Annotated in this window: 12 protein-coding genes; 5 read left to right on the top strand and 7 right to left on the bottom strand. The window is 52.8% G+C overall.

Annotated elements, in window-relative coordinates; genetic code table 11:
* Positions 1-12: 12 nt before the first annotated feature.
* Complete coding sequence (locus tag ACFSW8_RS01985) at positions 13-1,434, top strand: sulfatase family protein (protein ID WP_377089274.1); 1,422 nt, start codon at positions 13-15, stop codon at positions 1,432-1,434.
* A 6-nt stretch (positions 1,435-1,440) separates the two neighbouring features.
* Here the strand turns inward: ACFSW8_RS01985 and hemN are convergent, their stop codons facing one another.
* The 4 genes from hemN to ACFSW8_RS01965 all read right to left on the bottom strand — a co-directional run bounded on the left by hemN (position 1,441) and on the right by ACFSW8_RS01965 (position 7,271).
* Positions 1,441-2,790 carry an oxygen-independent coproporphyrinogen III oxidase gene (gene hemN / locus ACFSW8_RS01980; protein ID WP_377089275.1) on the bottom strand — a complete coding sequence of 450 codons (1,350 nt, stop codon included), beginning with the start codon at positions 2,788-2,790 and terminating at the stop codon, positions 1,441-1,443.
* 186 nt (positions 2,791-2,976) lie between these two features.
* On the bottom strand, positions 2,977-3,342 hold the full coding sequence (locus tag ACFSW8_RS01975; protein ID WP_377089276.1) for a DUF2314 domain-containing protein: 366 nt from the start codon (positions 3,340-3,342) through the stop codon (positions 2,977-2,979).
* A 141-nt stretch (positions 3,343-3,483) separates the two neighbouring features.
* A complete protein-coding gene (gene hemE / locus ACFSW8_RS01970) occupies positions 3,484-4,509 on the bottom strand; it encodes a uroporphyrinogen decarboxylase (protein ID WP_377089277.1) in 1,026 nt (341 codons plus the stop codon).
* Positions 4,510-4,664: 155 nt separating this feature from the next.
* Complete coding sequence (locus ACFSW8_RS01965; protein WP_377177301.1) at positions 4,665-7,271, bottom strand: tetratricopeptide repeat protein; 2,607 nt, start codon at positions 7,269-7,271, stop codon at positions 4,665-4,667.
* A 105-nt stretch (positions 7,272-7,376) separates the two neighbouring features.
* Here ACFSW8_RS01965 and tsaA point away from each other — a divergent pair, with 105 nt between their 5' ends.
* A complete protein-coding gene (tsaA, locus tag ACFSW8_RS01960) occupies positions 7,377-8,054 on the top strand; it encodes a tRNA (N6-threonylcarbamoyladenosine(37)-N6)-methyltransferase TrmO (protein WP_377085940.1) in 678 nt (225 codons plus the stop codon).
* A gap of 25 nt (positions 8,055-8,079) precedes the next feature.
* Here tsaA and ACFSW8_RS01955 read toward each other — a convergent pair whose 3' ends face one another.
* The 3 genes from ACFSW8_RS01955 to ACFSW8_RS01945 all read right to left on the bottom strand — a co-directional run bounded on the left by ACFSW8_RS01955 (position 8,080) and on the right by ACFSW8_RS01945 (position 11,757).
* The gene (locus ACFSW8_RS01955; protein ID WP_377085942.1) at positions 8,080-9,555 is read right to left on the bottom strand and encodes a prenyltransferase/squalene oxidase repeat-containing protein; all 1,476 of its coding nucleotides are present in this window, start codon (positions 9,553-9,555) and stop codon (positions 8,080-8,082) included.
* Between the two features lie 181 nt (positions 9,556-9,736).
* Complete coding sequence (locus ACFSW8_RS01950) at positions 9,737-10,201, bottom strand: hypothetical protein (protein WP_377089281.1); 465 nt, start codon at positions 10,199-10,201, stop codon at positions 9,737-9,739.
* Positions 10,202-10,248: 47 nt separating this feature from the next.
* Positions 10,249-11,757 carry an NAD(P)H-hydrate dehydratase gene (locus ACFSW8_RS01945; protein ID WP_377177358.1) on the bottom strand — a complete coding sequence of 503 codons (1,509 nt, stop codon included), beginning with the start codon at positions 11,755-11,757 and terminating at the stop codon, positions 10,249-10,251.
* Between the two features lie 77 nt (positions 11,758-11,834).
* On the opposite strand from ACFSW8_RS01945, the gene ACFSW8_RS01940 reads away from it, so the two are divergent.
* The 3 genes from ACFSW8_RS01940 to ACFSW8_RS01930 are packed head-to-tail and all read left to right on the top strand — an operon-like array spanning position 11,835 to position 15,150.
* On the top strand, positions 11,835-12,566 hold the full coding sequence (locus ACFSW8_RS01940) for a spermidine synthase (RefSeq protein ID WP_377177300.1): 732 nt from the start codon (positions 11,835-11,837) through the stop codon (positions 12,564-12,566).
* Positions 12,563-13,966, top strand: coding sequence for an efflux RND transporter periplasmic adaptor subunit (locus ACFSW8_RS01935; RefSeq protein WP_377089283.1), 1,404 nt, complete (start codon positions 12,563-12,565; stop codon positions 13,964-13,966). Before ACFSW8_RS01940 ends, ACFSW8_RS01935 begins: the two co-directional genes overlap by 4 nt.
* Positions 13,966-15,150 (top strand): prenyltransferase/squalene oxidase repeat-containing protein, encoded by a 1,185-nt coding sequence (locus tag ACFSW8_RS01930; RefSeq protein ID WP_377089284.1) that lies wholly within the window; start codon positions 13,966-13,968, stop codon positions 15,148-15,150. Before ACFSW8_RS01935 ends, ACFSW8_RS01930 begins: the two co-directional genes overlap by 1 nt.
* Positions 15,151-15,382 lie beyond the last annotated feature (232 nt).

Raw genomic sequence — 15,382 nt, 5'->3', positions numbered from 1 at the left:
AGGTAGAGTGACATGAGCAAGCTGTGTAAGTGGATTTTTTTGAGTTGTTGGGTAGGATGTGGCGCGTTGGCAGCAGAGCGCCCGAACATCTTATTTATTATGACGGATGATCAGGCAGCTTGGAGTACTGGTTATTCAGGGAATGCAGATGCTCACACTCCGGCCTTGGACGCATTCCGTAAGAAGGCAGCTGAGTTACCCAACACCTTTGTGAACTCACCCGTCTGTAGTCCTTCTCGGGCGAGTATGATTACGAGCCGTTACCCATCTGAGTTAGGGATTATGGAGTACGGTCACGCACCCTTACCTACTGACTTGCCGACATGGCCCAGTCTGTTACAGCGGGCTGGATACCATACGGGTTTAGTGGGGAAATGGCATTTAGGCAGTGGTGCAAGTCATCCAACGAAGGTGGGGTACGATTACTTCATGGGGTTCACGGGCGGCGGGACAAAGACGAAGGACCCGAAGTTAGAAGTGAATGGAAAGCAGAAGCAGTTAGAGGGATACACTGTAGATTTGCTCACTGACGATGCGATTCGTTTTATTGAGAAGAGGCCTGAGGGTAAGCCATTCATGTTGAGTTTACACTATCGTGCTCCGCACGGGGCGTACTTACCGGTGAGTGATGCCATCTGGAAGCTGCATGAGGGGCGTACTTATCAGATGCCAGATTTTCCAGAGCTACAGCCAAACTTGACGAAGATGATGCGTGGCTACTCGGCGTCAGTGAGCCACCTTGATTGGAATTTTGGTAGGTTGATGAAGAAGCTAAGTGAGCTTGGTCTTGAGGAGGAAACGGTTGTGATTTTCACCTCGGACCACGGGTATAACATTGGTCACCATGGGGCGACTCACAAAGGGAATGGTGACTGGGGATCGAAGTTACCGCGTTCGTACCACCATAGGAATTTGGACGCACTTCCAGGGAAGAAGATGCCGAACATGTGGGACACCTCGTTGAGGCCACCGCATTTGGTTTATTGGCCGGGGGTGACGGAAGCGAATAGTCGGATTGATGGGGCGGTCAACTTTGTAGATTTTTATCCCACAGTGTGTGAGATGGCAGGAGTTAGAGTTCCTGATGAGGTAACCGTGCGGGGGAGATCCTTTGTCCCGTTATTGAAGGGAGAAGTGGCAGATGAAGAATGGGTGAACCCATTGTTGATCCAACACGACACTCATCTAACCTATGTGCTGCGTGGGTATCGGACGAAGCAATGGAAAATCATTCGTTGCTCGAGTCATGATTATGGATTTCTTTACGACTTAGAAAAAGACCCAGACGAGCGCAAAAACTTATATGAATTACCTGAGTATCGCAGCAAGAAAGAAGCCTTGGAGGCTATTATGCGCGAGAAGATGATGGAGATTGGGGACCCTCTCTATGCTGAGGGACCTTATCCATTTACGAAGAAGAAGCGTAAAAAGTAATGTTATTCAGACCGTACGGGAATGGCGAGCGGATGACTGAGCCAGGTGTGCGTCAAAGAACATAGCGATGTTACGGATGAAGAGGGTGCCTTGTGGGGTGACCTTGAGTGATGTCTCGCTGCGTTCTAACAACCCATCAATTTCCATATCGACGAGTCCATGGATTTCGTGACGGAAGTAGTCGGCGAAGTCGATGTCGAGTTCACGTGAGAGTTGTGAGTAGTCGAGGGTATGGTCGCACATGAGGCGCATGATTGTGGTGCGTCTGATGTGGTCATCTTGGGTGAGGAGGTAGCCTTTGGAGATGGGGACGGTGTTTTGGTCGAGTGCTTGTTCGTATGCGTTTAGGTCTTTGACATTTTGGCGGTAGCTATTTTGGGTTTGTGAGATGGATGTGATTCCGAAGGCGCGGATTTCTAGGTCTCTGAATGTCGAGTACCCTTGGAAGTTACGCTGCATGGTTTTGTTGCGTTGAGCGACAGCGAGTGGGTCATTGATTTTAGCGAAGTGGTCCATGCCGATGTATTGGTAGCCATTGGATGTGAGCTCTTCGATAATGACGCCGAGCATCTGGATTTTAGCTTCAGCTTCGGGGAGTCCGTGTCTTTCGAGAATTTTTTGAGCGGGGGCGATCCAGGGGACGTGGGCATAGGAGAAGACGGCTAGGCGGTCTGGGTCATAGGAGAGAATATGCTGGATGGTATTTCTGATAGACTCGGGAGTTTGGTGAGGGAGCCCATAGATGAGGTCGATATTGAGGGAATGGATTCCTGCTGAGCGCGCCCAGTCGATAGCATTTCGGTTTTGGGTATCGGATTGGACGCGATTGACGGCTTTTTGGGTTGAGAGTTGGACGTCTTGCATGCCAAATGAGACGCGATTGACGCCGAGTGTTTGGAATGCCTGAATGTGTTCTTGGGTGAGTCTTCTGGGGTCAAGTTCGGCGCTGATTTCGGCATTGTGTGCGAAGTCGAAATGATTGCGGAGGGTATTGCCGAATCGTTGGATTTGGTCTGGGGTGAGGTAGTTTGGGGTGCCTCCGCCGAAATGGAGTTGCTGGACGGGGCGGTTGGCATTTTCTGGATAGAGCTGGATTTCGCGCTCGAGGTTGTGGAGGTAGCGTTCTGCGGGTTCGCGTTTATTGCTGATAATTTTGGTGCAGCCGCAAAACCAGCACATCGACTGGCAGAATGGGATATGAAAGTAGAGTGAGAGTGGGCCTGTGTCCTTCTGGGTTTCCTGAAGGAGTTGTTGGTGGTTCACTGACTCAGAAAACTGAGGGGCGGTCGGGTACGAAGTGTAGCGTGGGCCTGGCTTGTTGTATTTTTCTACGAGTCTGAGATCTGGCTTAAGCATGTGGTCATGCTGGGACATGTGAGCGCGTATCACTTCGCAGATCCTGCACGCGGGTGTGCAAAATGTGCACGGAGGGGGGAGTGCCAAATCGCACTTCAAATGAGACAAATGATGGCTTTGAGGGCAAGAAAATGCCCCAAGCCGGATGGGCCTTGGGGCTGAGAAAATTGTAGAACAGTTGTGGGCTTATTCCCCACGCCAGATTGCCACGATATGTTCCGGGTGGAAGGTGAGTTCTTGGCCGGGTGCGAGGAGTTTCGTGTAGTGTGGCTCGTTATCGAGAAAGCCAGTGAGGTAGCCTTTATCATTACTGGTGACAACAACCCACATGTGTTCGGCATCGAATGACTTGCCTTGTACTTTTAGTGGTTTGGCGTAGTGGAAGATGAGTTTGACGATGTCGCCCTCTTCGACTGAGAAGCGTTCGTCGTCGCTGGGGACGGGTTCCTCAAGGAACCCTTGGTCTTGCCAATTCTCGAGTTCGACAGCTTCTAGTTCATAGCCATCTTTTTCGAGGGTGGCGTATGGATAGTCTTCTTCAGGAGCACTCACGGTGGATACGGTGTAGGTGGTAGGGTTGAGCCGACTGTGATTGACCGGTCTGATGGGGAGCTCTGGAGGGTAGGGGGACCCTTATTATTGGTACTCAGGACAGCTTCCGTTGATCGACCGATGCCCTCAGCCCAGATGGTTTCACTTGTAGTTGGTGACAGTTTCGATGAGTGCCGCCATATTTTCAGGTTTTGCGGAGGGGAGGATTCCGTGGCCGAGGTTAAAGATGTGTCCTTTGTGGCCTTTCATGGAGTCGAGCAGGCGAGTGGCTTCGATGACGGTGCGCTCGGCAGTGCCGTCTAGGATGGAGGGGTCGAAGTTCCCTTGTACAGCGACACCTTCAGGGAGGGCGTTGTGGAATGTTGGTAGGTCAACGGTCCAGTCGACGGAGAGTACTTTGGCACCCGCTGCGATCAGAGCGCTGGAGTGGTGTGCCATTCCTTTGGCGTAGATAATGATAGGGAAACCTTCAGGCATGGCGCTGATGACGTGGCGCATCCATTTGACGGACATTTCCTCGTAATCGCATGCTGAGCAGAAGGCGCCAGCTGAGTCGAAGATCTGGATGGCATCGGCTCCGTGAGCAATCTGCATGAGGAAGAGGTCGATGAGCGCTGTGGAAATTTTTTCCATCAGCTTTTCGAAGAGTGGGCGATCTTCGTAGAAGAGGTGCTTGAGGCGGGAGCAATTTTTGAGTGAGCCTCCTTCGGTCATGTAGGCAGCGAGTGTCCACGGGGAGCCGCCGAAGCCGAGTAGGGCTTTTTCCATGCCGATTTCTTTACGGATCGATTCAAGGGCATGGCCCATGTAGATAAGTTTCTCGGCGGTATCTTTTTCATCGAGGGCATCGATTTGCGCCTCAGTTTCGAGGATGTAGTCCATGCCGATGCCACCGCCATCACGGAAGTGGTATGGTTGGCCCATGGCCTCTGGGATGACGAGGATGTCGGAGAAGAGGATGGCCGCATCGAGGTCGTAGCGGCGGAGGGGTTGCATGGTGACCTCAGTAGCGAGCTCTGGGGATTTCACCATTTCAGTGAACGAATAGGATTCCTTTAGTTTGCGGTATTCAGGGAGGTAGCGGCCGGCCTGGCGCATGACCCAGACGGGTGGGCGCTCGAGGGCTCCACAGTTCGCGGCGGTGAGGAATCGATCTCTGCTGGTCATAGTTTGGTCAAGGGTCAAGGGTCACTAGTCATTAGTGCCTGTACGATGGAACCCATACAGATGGAACGATACTTATATCAATACGAAAAGGTGAGAAACTTGAGGTTTCAGAGAATCTGCCCCATGACTATTGACCCATGACAGTCATGTAGTGACTACTCTTCCCATATCATATGCTGCATTTCTAGGGCGCGGGCACGCTTTTGGTAGGACTCAGATTCTGGGCCACCATAGGAGGCAACTTTTTTAGAGAGTGCGACAGCGGCTCGGTAGTTTTGCATTTTTTCGAGCAAGGCGATGGCTTTGAAGCTACATTGGTAGAACCACTTCCATTCTTGTTGGGTTTCGGGGGCTTCGGGATCGATATTTTCTCTATTAATGACTTGGTAGTAGGTATCGAGAGCTTGTTGGTCTTGGTCCATGCTTTCGAGCGTCTGGCCCTTCATGTAGTGGATTTGGTTGCTCCATGAGAGCGGCAAGGTTTTGTTAGCAAGGAGTTGGTCGTAGATGGCCACAGCTTTAGCGTATTGGCCTGGGTCTTCCGCGCCTTGGGTGTGGAGTGCGCTGGCGAGCAAGATACCAATTTCTCGTTGTTGTGGGGCATTGGATTTCGGCTGGTAGACTTTGTTGAGTGAGACTTTGGCTTCCTCGGTGCGGTTGATATCTAACAACACGCGAGCTTGTTGGATTCGAGCTTCAGTGGAGAGTGGTGATTTGGCATCGATAACTTTTTGGAAGAGGTCGACACTTTCTTTAAGGGCTTGTGGGGTACCTTCGAGGCGGGCAGCCATACCGGCGTAGTAGTGGCAGAATGTGGTGAGTGGGCTGTCGGGGTTTTCGAGAGCGATTTTTCCGAGGAGTTGGCGAGCTTTATTATGTTCACCATTGCGGTAGAGGGCGAGGCCTTTGCGCATATTGAACTCGGTGCTGCTTGGGTTGTTAGGAAACTTTTGGAGATAGGTATCGAGGGTTTCGATAGCGGTGGGCCAATCTTGTTGGAGTTCTGCGACGAGGTAGCGGGTGCGGGTAAAATCGGTGAATTGGGTTTCCTTGAGGGTGGAGGGGTCGACGGAGTCGATGAGTGCTTTAGAGAGGAGGGGATCGAGTGGTGCTTGGGTGGCGCAGAGTGAGGCGAGGGCAATGCGTGCGTCGACGGCGCGAGGGTTTTGTGGATTTCTGAGCAGGAAGGTATTGAGAGCCTCGCGCGCTTGTGGGTGTTTTTGGTGGGCGAGCCAAAGGGCGCGTTCGATGCTGAGTTGGTTCGCGAGTTCTTTATCGGTAATTTTCTTTTGTTGGGCGTCGAAGACGGCGAGGTTGGAGCCACGGAGGGCAGCGAGGCCGAGGTTGATTTTAGCGGCGTCGGCGAGGTATTTATTATTTGACTGGGTAGCGAGCTCGAAGGCTTTAATGGCGTCGGGGTAGTTTTCGGCTTCGACACTGAGGAGGCCAGCGATGAAGCCGGCTTGGCTTTTAGCTTCAGGAGCGAGGGAGATTTGTTGGGAGCGGGCGAAGTCAGCGAGGGTGTGGAGGGAGGAGAGTGCTTGGCTGCGTTGTTTGAGTTGGATTTGAATTTTTGCGGTATCGAAGATGGAGGCCCCAAAGAGCGGGTGGAGGGGAGAGGTGAGTCGGAAGGCGGAGAATTCGAAGAGGGCTTGGTTTAGGGAGCCAGGTGTGCCGAGTTCTGAGGTGAACTTTGCGTAGTAGTAGTGGGCGATGGCTTTGAGGTAGGGGCTCGTAGCATTGAGTGAGGCAGGAGTGGGCAGTGGGGTGACGATGGAGTCCGCTCCGAGTCGAAGACCAAAGTCGATGGTGGAGTCCGCGTCGCGGTCGGCCCATTTTTTGAGTTGCTGGTAGAAGGGGGAGTCGGGCTGGATGGGGCGAGGGGTCCATTGGGCGAGGCGCTCGAAGACGGGCAGGAGGATTGGGGAGTCTTGATGTTCCTCGATAAATGAGGTGAGGCCGAGGATGGCTTCTTGGGTTTGGCCAGAGGCCATTCGAGCATCAGCGAGGCCGATGAGGGCGATTTGGTAGAGGCGTGGGTGAAGTTTTTCGTCTTCGGCAAAAAACGCGGAGAATTGGGCGATGGCGTCTTGGTATTGTTTACTATTGAGGGAGAGTTGTGCTTCTAAGACGAGTTTGAGCACGCTGCTTTTAGATTCCTCAGGGATCGTTTGGATCAAGGTCTTTGCTTTATCGAGCTGGCCGTCTTCGATGTAGATTTCTGCGAGGGTTGTGGTGGCTTTGAGCTTGGTGATGGGGTCCTCTGAGTCGATAGCCTTGAGGTAGTTGGCGATAGCGGCATCGCGTTCTCCGAGTGCGAGCTGGAGGCTGGCTAGGCTGAGGGTCGCGTCGTTACTATAGATGGATTTTGGGTCGAGTTTTTGGAAGTGGCTGATGGCTTCTCGGTAGTTCCCTTGTGCGGCGAGTGCTTGGGCGATCCAGAATTCGCGTTCCGGGTGGTCTTTAAAGAATTTGCTATTGAGGGTAACGAGTGCCTGATCGGGTTGGTTTGCTCTGACTTGTGCTTCGGTGAGGCGGTAGAGAATTTCTCGGTTTTGTGCGTCTGCGAGTCCTTTAATTTTATAGGCTTCGGCGAAGCGTTCTACGGCGAGTTCTGGGAGGTGGTCGGCGAGTGCTTGGACGCCGCGTTGGTAGGGCACGATGGACTCCATCCCTTCTACAGATGTGGGCGTGTTGGGAGCTGCCCATGAGAAGAGTGTGAGAAGCTGGAAGCTTATAAATAGACGAGCAATGGTGCGCATGAAGGGTCAGGCTAATGTTGGAAGGTCGTTGGGTCAATGCTGGGGAGCCGGCATGGATGATATTTCGATTGCATCGGAGGGGGGGATCCGCAATGGATGCTCCGTATGGAGGTTGCAGCAATTGGACATATTAAAACATGCTATCCCGAGAAGTTTGGGGTTCCGCGTCAGCCTGGGCTTTCAGCGCATGCATGGGGGGAGGTGGTGCTTGCTCCTGAGTATAGGGATGAAAACTTTTTGAGAGGCATTGAGGGCTTTAGCCACCTGTGGTTGGTGTTTGTTTTTCATTTGGCCTCGGAGAAGGTGGGGCGAGGGACGGTACGCCCTCCTCGTTTGGGGGGGAACACCCGACGCGGAGTTTTTGCTACTCGTGCACCGTACCGGCCCAATCGCATTGGGATGTCCGTGGTGGAACTGCTTCGGGTGAGGAAGTGTGAGCAGGGGGGGAGCGTGCTGGAGGTGCGCGGGGCGGACTTGGTGAGTGGGACGCCGATATTAGACATCAAACCCTACATCTCCTTTTGCGACTCGGTGCCGGATGCTCGGTCGGGTTTTGTGAGTGGGGCGCCCGAGTGTTTAGAGGTGGTATGGGGTTGTGAGGAGCCTGATGGTGAGGAGCTTAAAGCATTGGTGGAGGAGACTGTAGCCCTCGATCCAAGGCCTGCTTACCAAGAGGATAGTGAGCGTGTCTACGTGTGTTGTGTGGATGCGTATGAAGTCCACTGGACGGTGACGGAGCGTGAGGCTTGCATAAAAAAGCTCAGCAAGCGCGAGGCCGACTGAGCTAAAATCGTGTGTGTGGGGTAGTTTATTGTGCGGAGCCTGGCAAGAAGCGGTAATAGACCTCAAGCATCAGGGTCGCTAGGCAAGTCCGGTAGTGGACGGCCTGAGCGCTGCCGCCTTGGAAACGACGTGAGCCTTTATTGGTACCTGGGCTTTTCCACGAGCCATCGGGGTTTTGGCCACTGAGGTGTTCGTCCATGAAGAGTTTGTTGTAGTTCTTCCAGACAGTACCGCCGTAATTGATCAGAGCTTGGCCGTTGTAGTAGTGGGCATAGAGGTCGGCGTCATTGGCGTAATTGTATTTGAGGTTTTTGCTGAGCCACTTGGCGGCGCTGCGTGCTTGTGAGCGTCTGCCGTAGCCGCCTTGTTGGAGGCAGAGGAGACCACCGCCTGTCATGGTTGGGCCTAGACCTGAATGTTTTTTACCACGGTAGCCGATCGTGCCGTCCCCATTTTGGGATTCGGTGAGGTATTTCATCGATTTTTTCATGGCGCCGTTGAGTCCATCGATTTGGAGGCCAGTGTGTTTACTGGCTTTGAGTGCCTGAATTTGCCAGCAACTGACGGAGGTGTCACCTGGGCCATTGCTCATTTCGAAGGCATAGACCCAGCCGCCGGAGGTATGCTGGTGGCTGACGATGTGTCCGACGGACTCGATGACGACTTTATCGAGGTTGGGGATGGTGATGTTGAGTGTTTTACAGAAGGTGTAGGCTTCGCAGAGTGCGTAGGTGGCGATACCGTGTTCGTAGGGCCAGTGTTTATCGTTGCGGTCTTCGGCGAGTTGTCCGCCATTTTGGATACCGAGTTGAACGAGGTAGGTGATGGCTTTTTCGACGGTTTCGCCAAATTCTGGTGAGAGTGGTGTTTCGCAATGTCCGAGGTAGGCCAGCAGTGCGAGGCCAGTCATGGCTGAACTATTTTTCCGGCACCATGAGCCATTGGCATTTTGGGTGTTTTGGAGGTAGCGGAGTGAGCGTACGACGGCTTCTTCACATTCTGGTTTGCCACCTTCTTTTTTGAGTCGAGCGAGGCGGTCTGCCTTTGAGCAGCGCTTTTTCATGGAGGAGGGGATACGGCCGAAGCCGCCGCCACCACCGCCATCACCATCGCCGTCACCCCAGCCGTCACCGAAGTCGTCTCCATTACCGAAGTCGAGCGATGGCTCGGTGATTTCGATATCTGGAACGGGGACTGCGGTGGGAGAAGCTGTGGTGCTGGCAATGACTTTTGCCATAGAGGAAGATGGAGAAGATGGTTTGCGCTCGACTTGGTTAGTCATTTCAGGGCGCTCGATTTGGTCGTCGTCCATGACTCCAGAGGAATAAGAGATGATTTCGGGTGGGTTCTTCACGTTGATGGTGAGAGCAATGACCATCAAGATGATTGCGACGAGCGCGCAGCCTAATAAGGCAATGAGGATAGAGGTGATCGTCGAGGTGCGTTTTTGTGCTGCCAGCCGCGCTTTAGCTTCGGGTGACATCTGGGCGTGTAAGCTCATAATAGGTACTTAGGTGTAGGTGACCCTAAGTCCGTAGCATGGTGAGCTGACGCGGTCATTATGGAATCAATGGTCTCAGAAACCGACCACGTTAGGCGATGTGGACAAATTGCTTCACACTGCGAACAGGCAGAAAATGAGATGAAAAATTACGGCCTTCCCAGCCACCACACTAACGTGGTTATTGACCGAGATAGAAGAATGAGCCTGCTGTGGGGGAGGCGACGAGGGCGCCAGGTTTGTAGCCACTCATTTTGACGGTGCGTCCATCGTAGGGGTTGAGGAAGTGGTTTGGCTTACCGGCGACTGCTTGTGCGACTGGGTATTGGGGGAGCTTGGGGATGTAGTAGCGTTTACCTCCTAGGCCGGAGCGGAGGAGGGAGTTGGCAGGTTTCCCGTACACTAGGACTGGTTTATTCGTGTAGGGGTCACGGATGTAGGTGGCGGTACCTTCGAGTGGACGGGCGATGGGGTAACGTCCTTTTGGTCCATCGTGCATGATGAGTGGGGGGATTTCCTGTTCGGGTTCATCCTCGTCGAGGGCGCCAGCCATGACGCCGAGGGCGACTGCTTCCACACAGGAATTCAGAGTGGTGAGTGTGCCTGTGGCGAGAAGGCCAGAGAGAATGAGCTTTTTGAGTTTCATAGGTTGTGGGGACTATGAAACGATTTTTGGGGACGCGAACAGCTTTTTTATTGGTTCGCTGAGGATTGGGGCTGGGGTGGCTTTGCTGGGATGGCCTCGAATGCGTGGTGGAGGTAGGAAATGACGGAGCTGGCGGTGAGGGTTTCGGTAGACTCAGAGCCGTCAGCGAGAGCGAGCATGGCGGCTTCACCAGCGAGCCAGGCTGCAGTTTTAGCGGCTTCGAGGGGTGGGTAGTTTTGGGCGCAGAGGGCAGAGATGAGGCCAGCGAGGACGTCGCCTTGACCGGCGGTCGCCATGGCGGGTGAGCCCGTGCTATTTGCAAATATTGGCGAATCCGCGTTCGCGACGAGGGTCCGAGCGCCTTTGTAGAGGAGAGTACAGGGGTAGCGCTCGCTGAACAATTTGGCGGTGGCTTCACGTGATGTGGTGGTTGGCATCAGGCGCTGCATTTCACCGGGGTGGGGGGTGAGGATAGCAGTTTTAGAGATGTTATAGAGCAGCTGGGAGCGGGCAATGACATTGAGCATGTCGGCATCGATAACCATGGGGATCTGAGTTTGGCTGATGAGATCCATGAGAGCGTCTTCGAGCTCGGGTTCCGGCTTGCCAATTCCAGGGCCAATGACAATGGCGTCGTAATTTTTGTTGAGAAGGGAATCAGGTGAGGTGTCGAGAGCCACCATGATTTCGGGTGGGAGGAGCGGGGTGATGCTGGGGTAGAGGGAGCTGGGAAGGTGGAGGGTGACGAGGCCTGCACCAGCTTTGAGTGCAGCGGAGGCACAGAGGGCGGCAGCTCCTAGCATGCCCGCTGAGCCCGCCCAAATGCCTACGCGTCCGGCTTGTCCTTTATGGGTGTCGAAAGGGCGCTTGATGCGTGTGAGGCTCTGGTGGGTGATGAGAGAAAGCGCGTTATCTGGGCTGGTTGTGGGGGCTTGGTCGGTCAGGGCATCGAGGGTGATGTGGCTAATGGCGCCGACTTGGGGGAGAGCATTTTCGGTGAGTATTCCAGATTTTGGGAAACCGATGCTGAGGGTGTGGTCTGCGAGCACTGAGTTCGCATAGCATTCTCCTGTGTCGGCATTGATCCCACTGGGGGTGTCGATGGCGATGGTGGAGCAGCCGAAGCTTTGGCGCAGAGTGTTCATTTCTGCGGCTGCGTCACTGAGGGGAGGGCGTAGTGGACCCTCGGCACCAATGCCGAGGAGAGCATCGAGCAAGAGGGTGGAGTTTGTGACGGCGGGGGGCGCATCGAGTGGAGAGACTCTGAGCTCGTCGTACATTTTGCCCGTGAGTGGGGCGAGCTGGTCGAGAGGAGTGGAAAGTCTCAGTTCCACACGCCAACCAGCCTGGGCTAGGTGCATGAGGATGACGAGAGCATCACCGGCGTTGTGACCTTTTCCGAGGTATGCGATGGCATGTCGGGAGCATGGGTAGTAGCGCAAGAGAGTTTCTGCCATGCGTTTACCAGCTTGGCGCATGAGGGATTCTGGGGAATGACCGAGAGCGAATGCTGAGTTTTCGATCTCTCGCATAATCTGGCAGCTTACTGATTGCATATGATTAGCCATAGCAAGCTCGGTGGGATCCTACCACTTCATATTGGTATGCTTTGCTTAATCTGAAAGTGCGTGCTATGGCTAGCCTTCACGAAGCGATGAAGCAGTACACGAAATTAGCAGAGACATTAACGCCTGAGGGAGAACCATTGGATCTTTTTGAACACGATGGTGAGTTTTTTATCAGCTCTCATGGTGAGAGATTGATGACGAGCATAGCCTATGGATCCGAGGAGGAATTGGCACGGATGGCATGCCAACCATTGCGACCAGCGCGTCAGCCGAAGGTGTTGATTGGCGGTCTTGGAATGTGTTTTACTCTTTCGGCAGCGGTTGAGAGCTTGCCTCAGGTGGGGGCTAAATTTGTGGTGGCGGAATTGACTGAAGCGGTGGTGGAGTGGAACAAGACGTATCTGAAAGGGCTGCATCCGGGGCTGTTAGATGACCCTCGGGTTCAGGTTGTGGTTTCACCGGTTCAGAAGCTGATAGCGGATGCAGATGGGGAATATAGTGCTATCATGTTGGATGTGGATAATGGGCCGAGTGCATTTCATGGTGAAAATAATCAAAATTTATACACAATTGAGGGATTGAATGCCGCTAAGGCAGCATTGAAAGAAGGTGGGATATTGGCCGTATGGTCAGCGTACCCAGACAAAAAATTTACTAAGTTGCTACGCAGAGCGAAGTTTGAAGTATCTGAAGTGGAGGTTCCGGCCTCACATCGAGGACGCAAGCGCCGGATGCACACCATCTGGATAGCGCGCAATGGCAGCTACCAATCACAAAACCAAAAACAACGACGATGACATCCAAACTCAGCCTAATGGCCACTGCCTTTTGTATTACCTCACTTCACGCAGCTGATTACGAGGTGAAGAAAGAATTATTTGAGCAATCTGTGCGTGTGCAGGGGATTGCTGCACCGCAGAATGCCGCAGAGGTTGTGATTGCGCCTGAGATTTGGGGGGACTTTATAGTTGAGAAGGTATTGCCGCAGGGCACGAAGGTTGAGAAAGGCCAGCAGATTGTATGGATTGATACCAAGAAGGTGGATAAGTACATTCAGGAGCAAGAGCTGGAGCGGAAGATTGATGGGATTAGATTACAAAAGGCTCAGCAGGAATTGGCTGAGCTCAAGTTAAAGACTCAGCGTGATCTTTTAGTGGCGAAGCGCAATTACGAGCGTGAGGTTGAGAATTATAAACGATATCAGGAGGTGGACTTACCTGATCAAATTGCTTCGACGAAGTTTGATGGTGAGAAGTCTGAGTGGTACCTTTCGTATACTCGTGAGGAACTTCGTCAGTTATTGAAGATGTATGAGGCGGATGGGTTGACTGAGGAAACTGAGGAGATTATTGTACAGCGTGCTCAAAACTCTGTGAAGAGTGGTGAGTTTAGCAACAAGCAGAAACAAAAGCAGGTCAAGTTCCAGCTTGAAACTGGGATTCCACGCCAAGAAGTGGATCGCGCATTACAGCATGCTCGTGCCAAGTCGGCATGGGAATTTGCACAGACTTCGATTCCACGTGCGCTTGAGTTGAAGGAACTTGAGGTGACGAAGTTAGTGAATGCTGACAAGAAGAAGGCGGAGGATTTTGCAAAGGTAAAAGCGGATCGAGCGGCCATGGAAATCAAGGCGCCGGCTGCAGGTTATCTGTACTATGGCGAATTCTCAGGGAATGCTTGGAAGCGTGAGATCGCGCAGAAGACACTTGTACGCGGTGCAAAGTTGATGGCTAAGCGACCATTTATGGTGGTGGTACCGGAGGGGAATGCCTCTCAAGTAACCGCGTCAGTGGATGGATTTACAGCGAGCCGTATCAAGGCGGGAGACAAGGGAGCATTGAAGTTATCCACCCAGCCTTGGAAAAGCTATACTGGTGAGGTTGTTTCTGTGGGGGCAGTGCCCAATATTCAAGGCAAGTGGGATGTGGTACTGAAGGCCGATCTGGATGGGGCAGCGAGCCTCAAGGTGGGGGAGAATGTGCATGCAGATTTTGTATCCTACCGCAAAGAGGACGCAATCAGCGTTCCAACGAAGGCGGTGAAGGCCCATGCAGATGGTAGTTATACCGTGAAGCTCAAGATGGCTGACGATAAGCAAGAGGAGAAGAAAGTCACGGTTGGCGAGAGTAACCACGAGAAGGTAGAAGTTTTGAGCGGTTTGGATGCGGGACAAGTGATCATCTTTGAAGCAAAGTAATGAAGTGGTCATCCATACTGGGCTGTGGCATGATCCTCAGCTCACTGGCGATGGGCCAGAGCATTGACCCGGACTTGCCTAAAAAGGTTGTTCCTGCAGCACCTGTTCTTGAAGATTCGGCTGTGGATGCCGCCGAGCTTGAAGCGGCGATAAAGGGCGGTGTGGACTTCTTGCTAAAAGACCAGAACCCAGATGGTTCTTGGGGAAATGCAACACGCACCAAAGGGCTGAACATTTTTGCCCCTATTCCTGGGGCGCATCACGCGTTCAGGATGGGAACGACAAGTCTTGCACTTGCGGGTATGATCCAAGCAAAGGACGAACGTCCGGAAGTTACTCGTGCGATAGATAAGTGTGAGAAGTGGATGTTAGAGACCATGCCTAAACTGCGCCGGGCTGGAGGGTCGACGATTTATAATAACTGGGGGCACGCCTATGGGTTGAGAGCTTTGGTTGCCTTGGCTCAACGTGATGGGATGACTGAGGAGAAGATGCTTCATTACACGAAGTTGGCTCAGTCTCAAGTTGATGCCCTTTGGGTCAACCAGGATCTAGATGGTGGTTGGGGGTATTATGGAAGAGATTCCGTGACAGCTCAACCTAGCGGAGGGTCTACAAGTTTCACGACAGCCACAGTGATATTGGCAATCAAGGAGGCTGCGGGTGTCTTTGACTTAAAGTTAGATGACCGGCGTCTTAAGTTGGCGGTTTTGTCAATCCAGCGGCAACGGACTCCAGACTTTGCGTACACGTATGCGACCGGGCACATTAAGCGCCCACGTTATTCGATCAACCGGCCAGCGGGATCATTGGCGCGCACCACTGCGTGTAATGCAGCCTTGCGAGAGTGGGGTGATGAGAAAATCACTGATGAGGTCTTAGTCATGGGGCTGGATCGGATGATCAAACGTAATGGGTGGTTAGATATTGGTAGGAAGCGGCCGAAACCGCACGAGACGCACTTTGCGATTTCTGGCTATTTCTATTTTTACGGCCATTATTATGCGAGTGAGAACATCCTGCAGTTACCGGAGAGTAAACAAGGGGAGTGGAAGGCAAAGCTTGCGAAGGTCATGTTAGATAAGCAAGAATCTGACGGTTCATGGTGGGACTATGCATTGTATAATTATGGTCATGCTTATGGGACTGGCTACGCTCTGACGACCTTGACACGCTGTCGCTGATTCTCTCATCGTTTACGATGCACAGCCTACTTTAGCTTTATTGGCTTTCAACGAGGCCCAGCCACGTATGAGGATACGTGGCTTTTATGTGAAGAGAGGTCAACTGGTAAGTTTATTTCCTTTCTATTGGTTAGGGGTAAGTTGTATTGAACAACGGAATCTGGCTCTTATACGCACTCTAGTTGAAGCTCTACTTGGCTTGCGGTGCACGATTGATTCCGTTTCGTTGTCT

Origin of the sequence: Rubritalea tangerina (assembly GCF_042683245.1) — a bacterium.
In the GTDB taxonomy this organism is placed as follows: domain Bacteria; phylum Verrucomicrobiota; class Verrucomicrobiia; order Verrucomicrobiales; family Akkermansiaceae; genus Rubritalea; species Rubritalea tangerina.
Note: the sequence above shows the minus strand (reverse complement) of the source record. Positions and strands in the feature narration are given on the sequence as shown.

What these genes read in the sequence shown, in the direction of transcription:
- ACFSW8_RS01985 (WP_377089274.1), top strand. Translation starts at nt 13, where the DNA reads ATGAGCAAGCTGTGTAAGTGGATTTTTTTGAGTTGTTGGGTAGGATGT.
- hemN (WP_377089275.1), bottom strand. Translation starts at nt 2,790, where the DNA reads ATGCTTAAGCCAGATCTCAGACTCGTAGAAAAATACAACAAGCCAGGC.
- hemE (WP_377089277.1), bottom strand. Translation starts at nt 4,509, where the DNA reads ATGACCAGCAGAGATCGATTCCTCACCGCCGCGAACTGTGGAGCCCTC.
- ACFSW8_RS01965 (WP_377177301.1), bottom strand. Translation starts at nt 7,271, where the DNA reads ATGCGCACCATTGCTCGTCTATTTATAAGCTTCCAGCTTCTCACACTC.
- tsaA (WP_377085940.1), top strand. Translation starts at nt 7,377, where the DNA reads ATGGAGGTTGCAGCAATTGGACATATTAAAACATGCTATCCCGAGAAG.
- ACFSW8_RS01955 (WP_377085942.1), bottom strand. Translation starts at nt 9,555, where the DNA reads ATGAGCTTACACGCCCAGATGTCACCCGAAGCTAAAGCGCGGCTGGCA.
- ACFSW8_RS01950 (WP_377089281.1), bottom strand. Translation starts at nt 10,201, where the DNA reads ATGAAACTCAAAAAGCTCATTCTCTCTGGCCTTCTCGCCACAGGCACA.
- ACFSW8_RS01945 (WP_377177358.1), bottom strand. Translation starts at nt 11,757, where the DNA reads ATGCAATCAGTAAGCTGCCAGATTATGCGAGAGATCGAAAACTCAGCA.
- ACFSW8_RS01940 (WP_377177300.1), top strand. Translation starts at nt 11,835, where the DNA reads ATGGCTAGCCTTCACGAAGCGATGAAGCAGTACACGAAATTAGCAGAG.
- ACFSW8_RS01935 (WP_377089283.1), top strand. Translation starts at nt 12,563, where the DNA reads ATGACATCCAAACTCAGCCTAATGGCCACTGCCTTTTGTATTACCTCA.
- ACFSW8_RS01930 (WP_377089284.1), top strand. Translation starts at nt 13,966, where the DNA reads ATGAAGTGGTCATCCATACTGGGCTGTGGCATGATCCTCAGCTCACTG.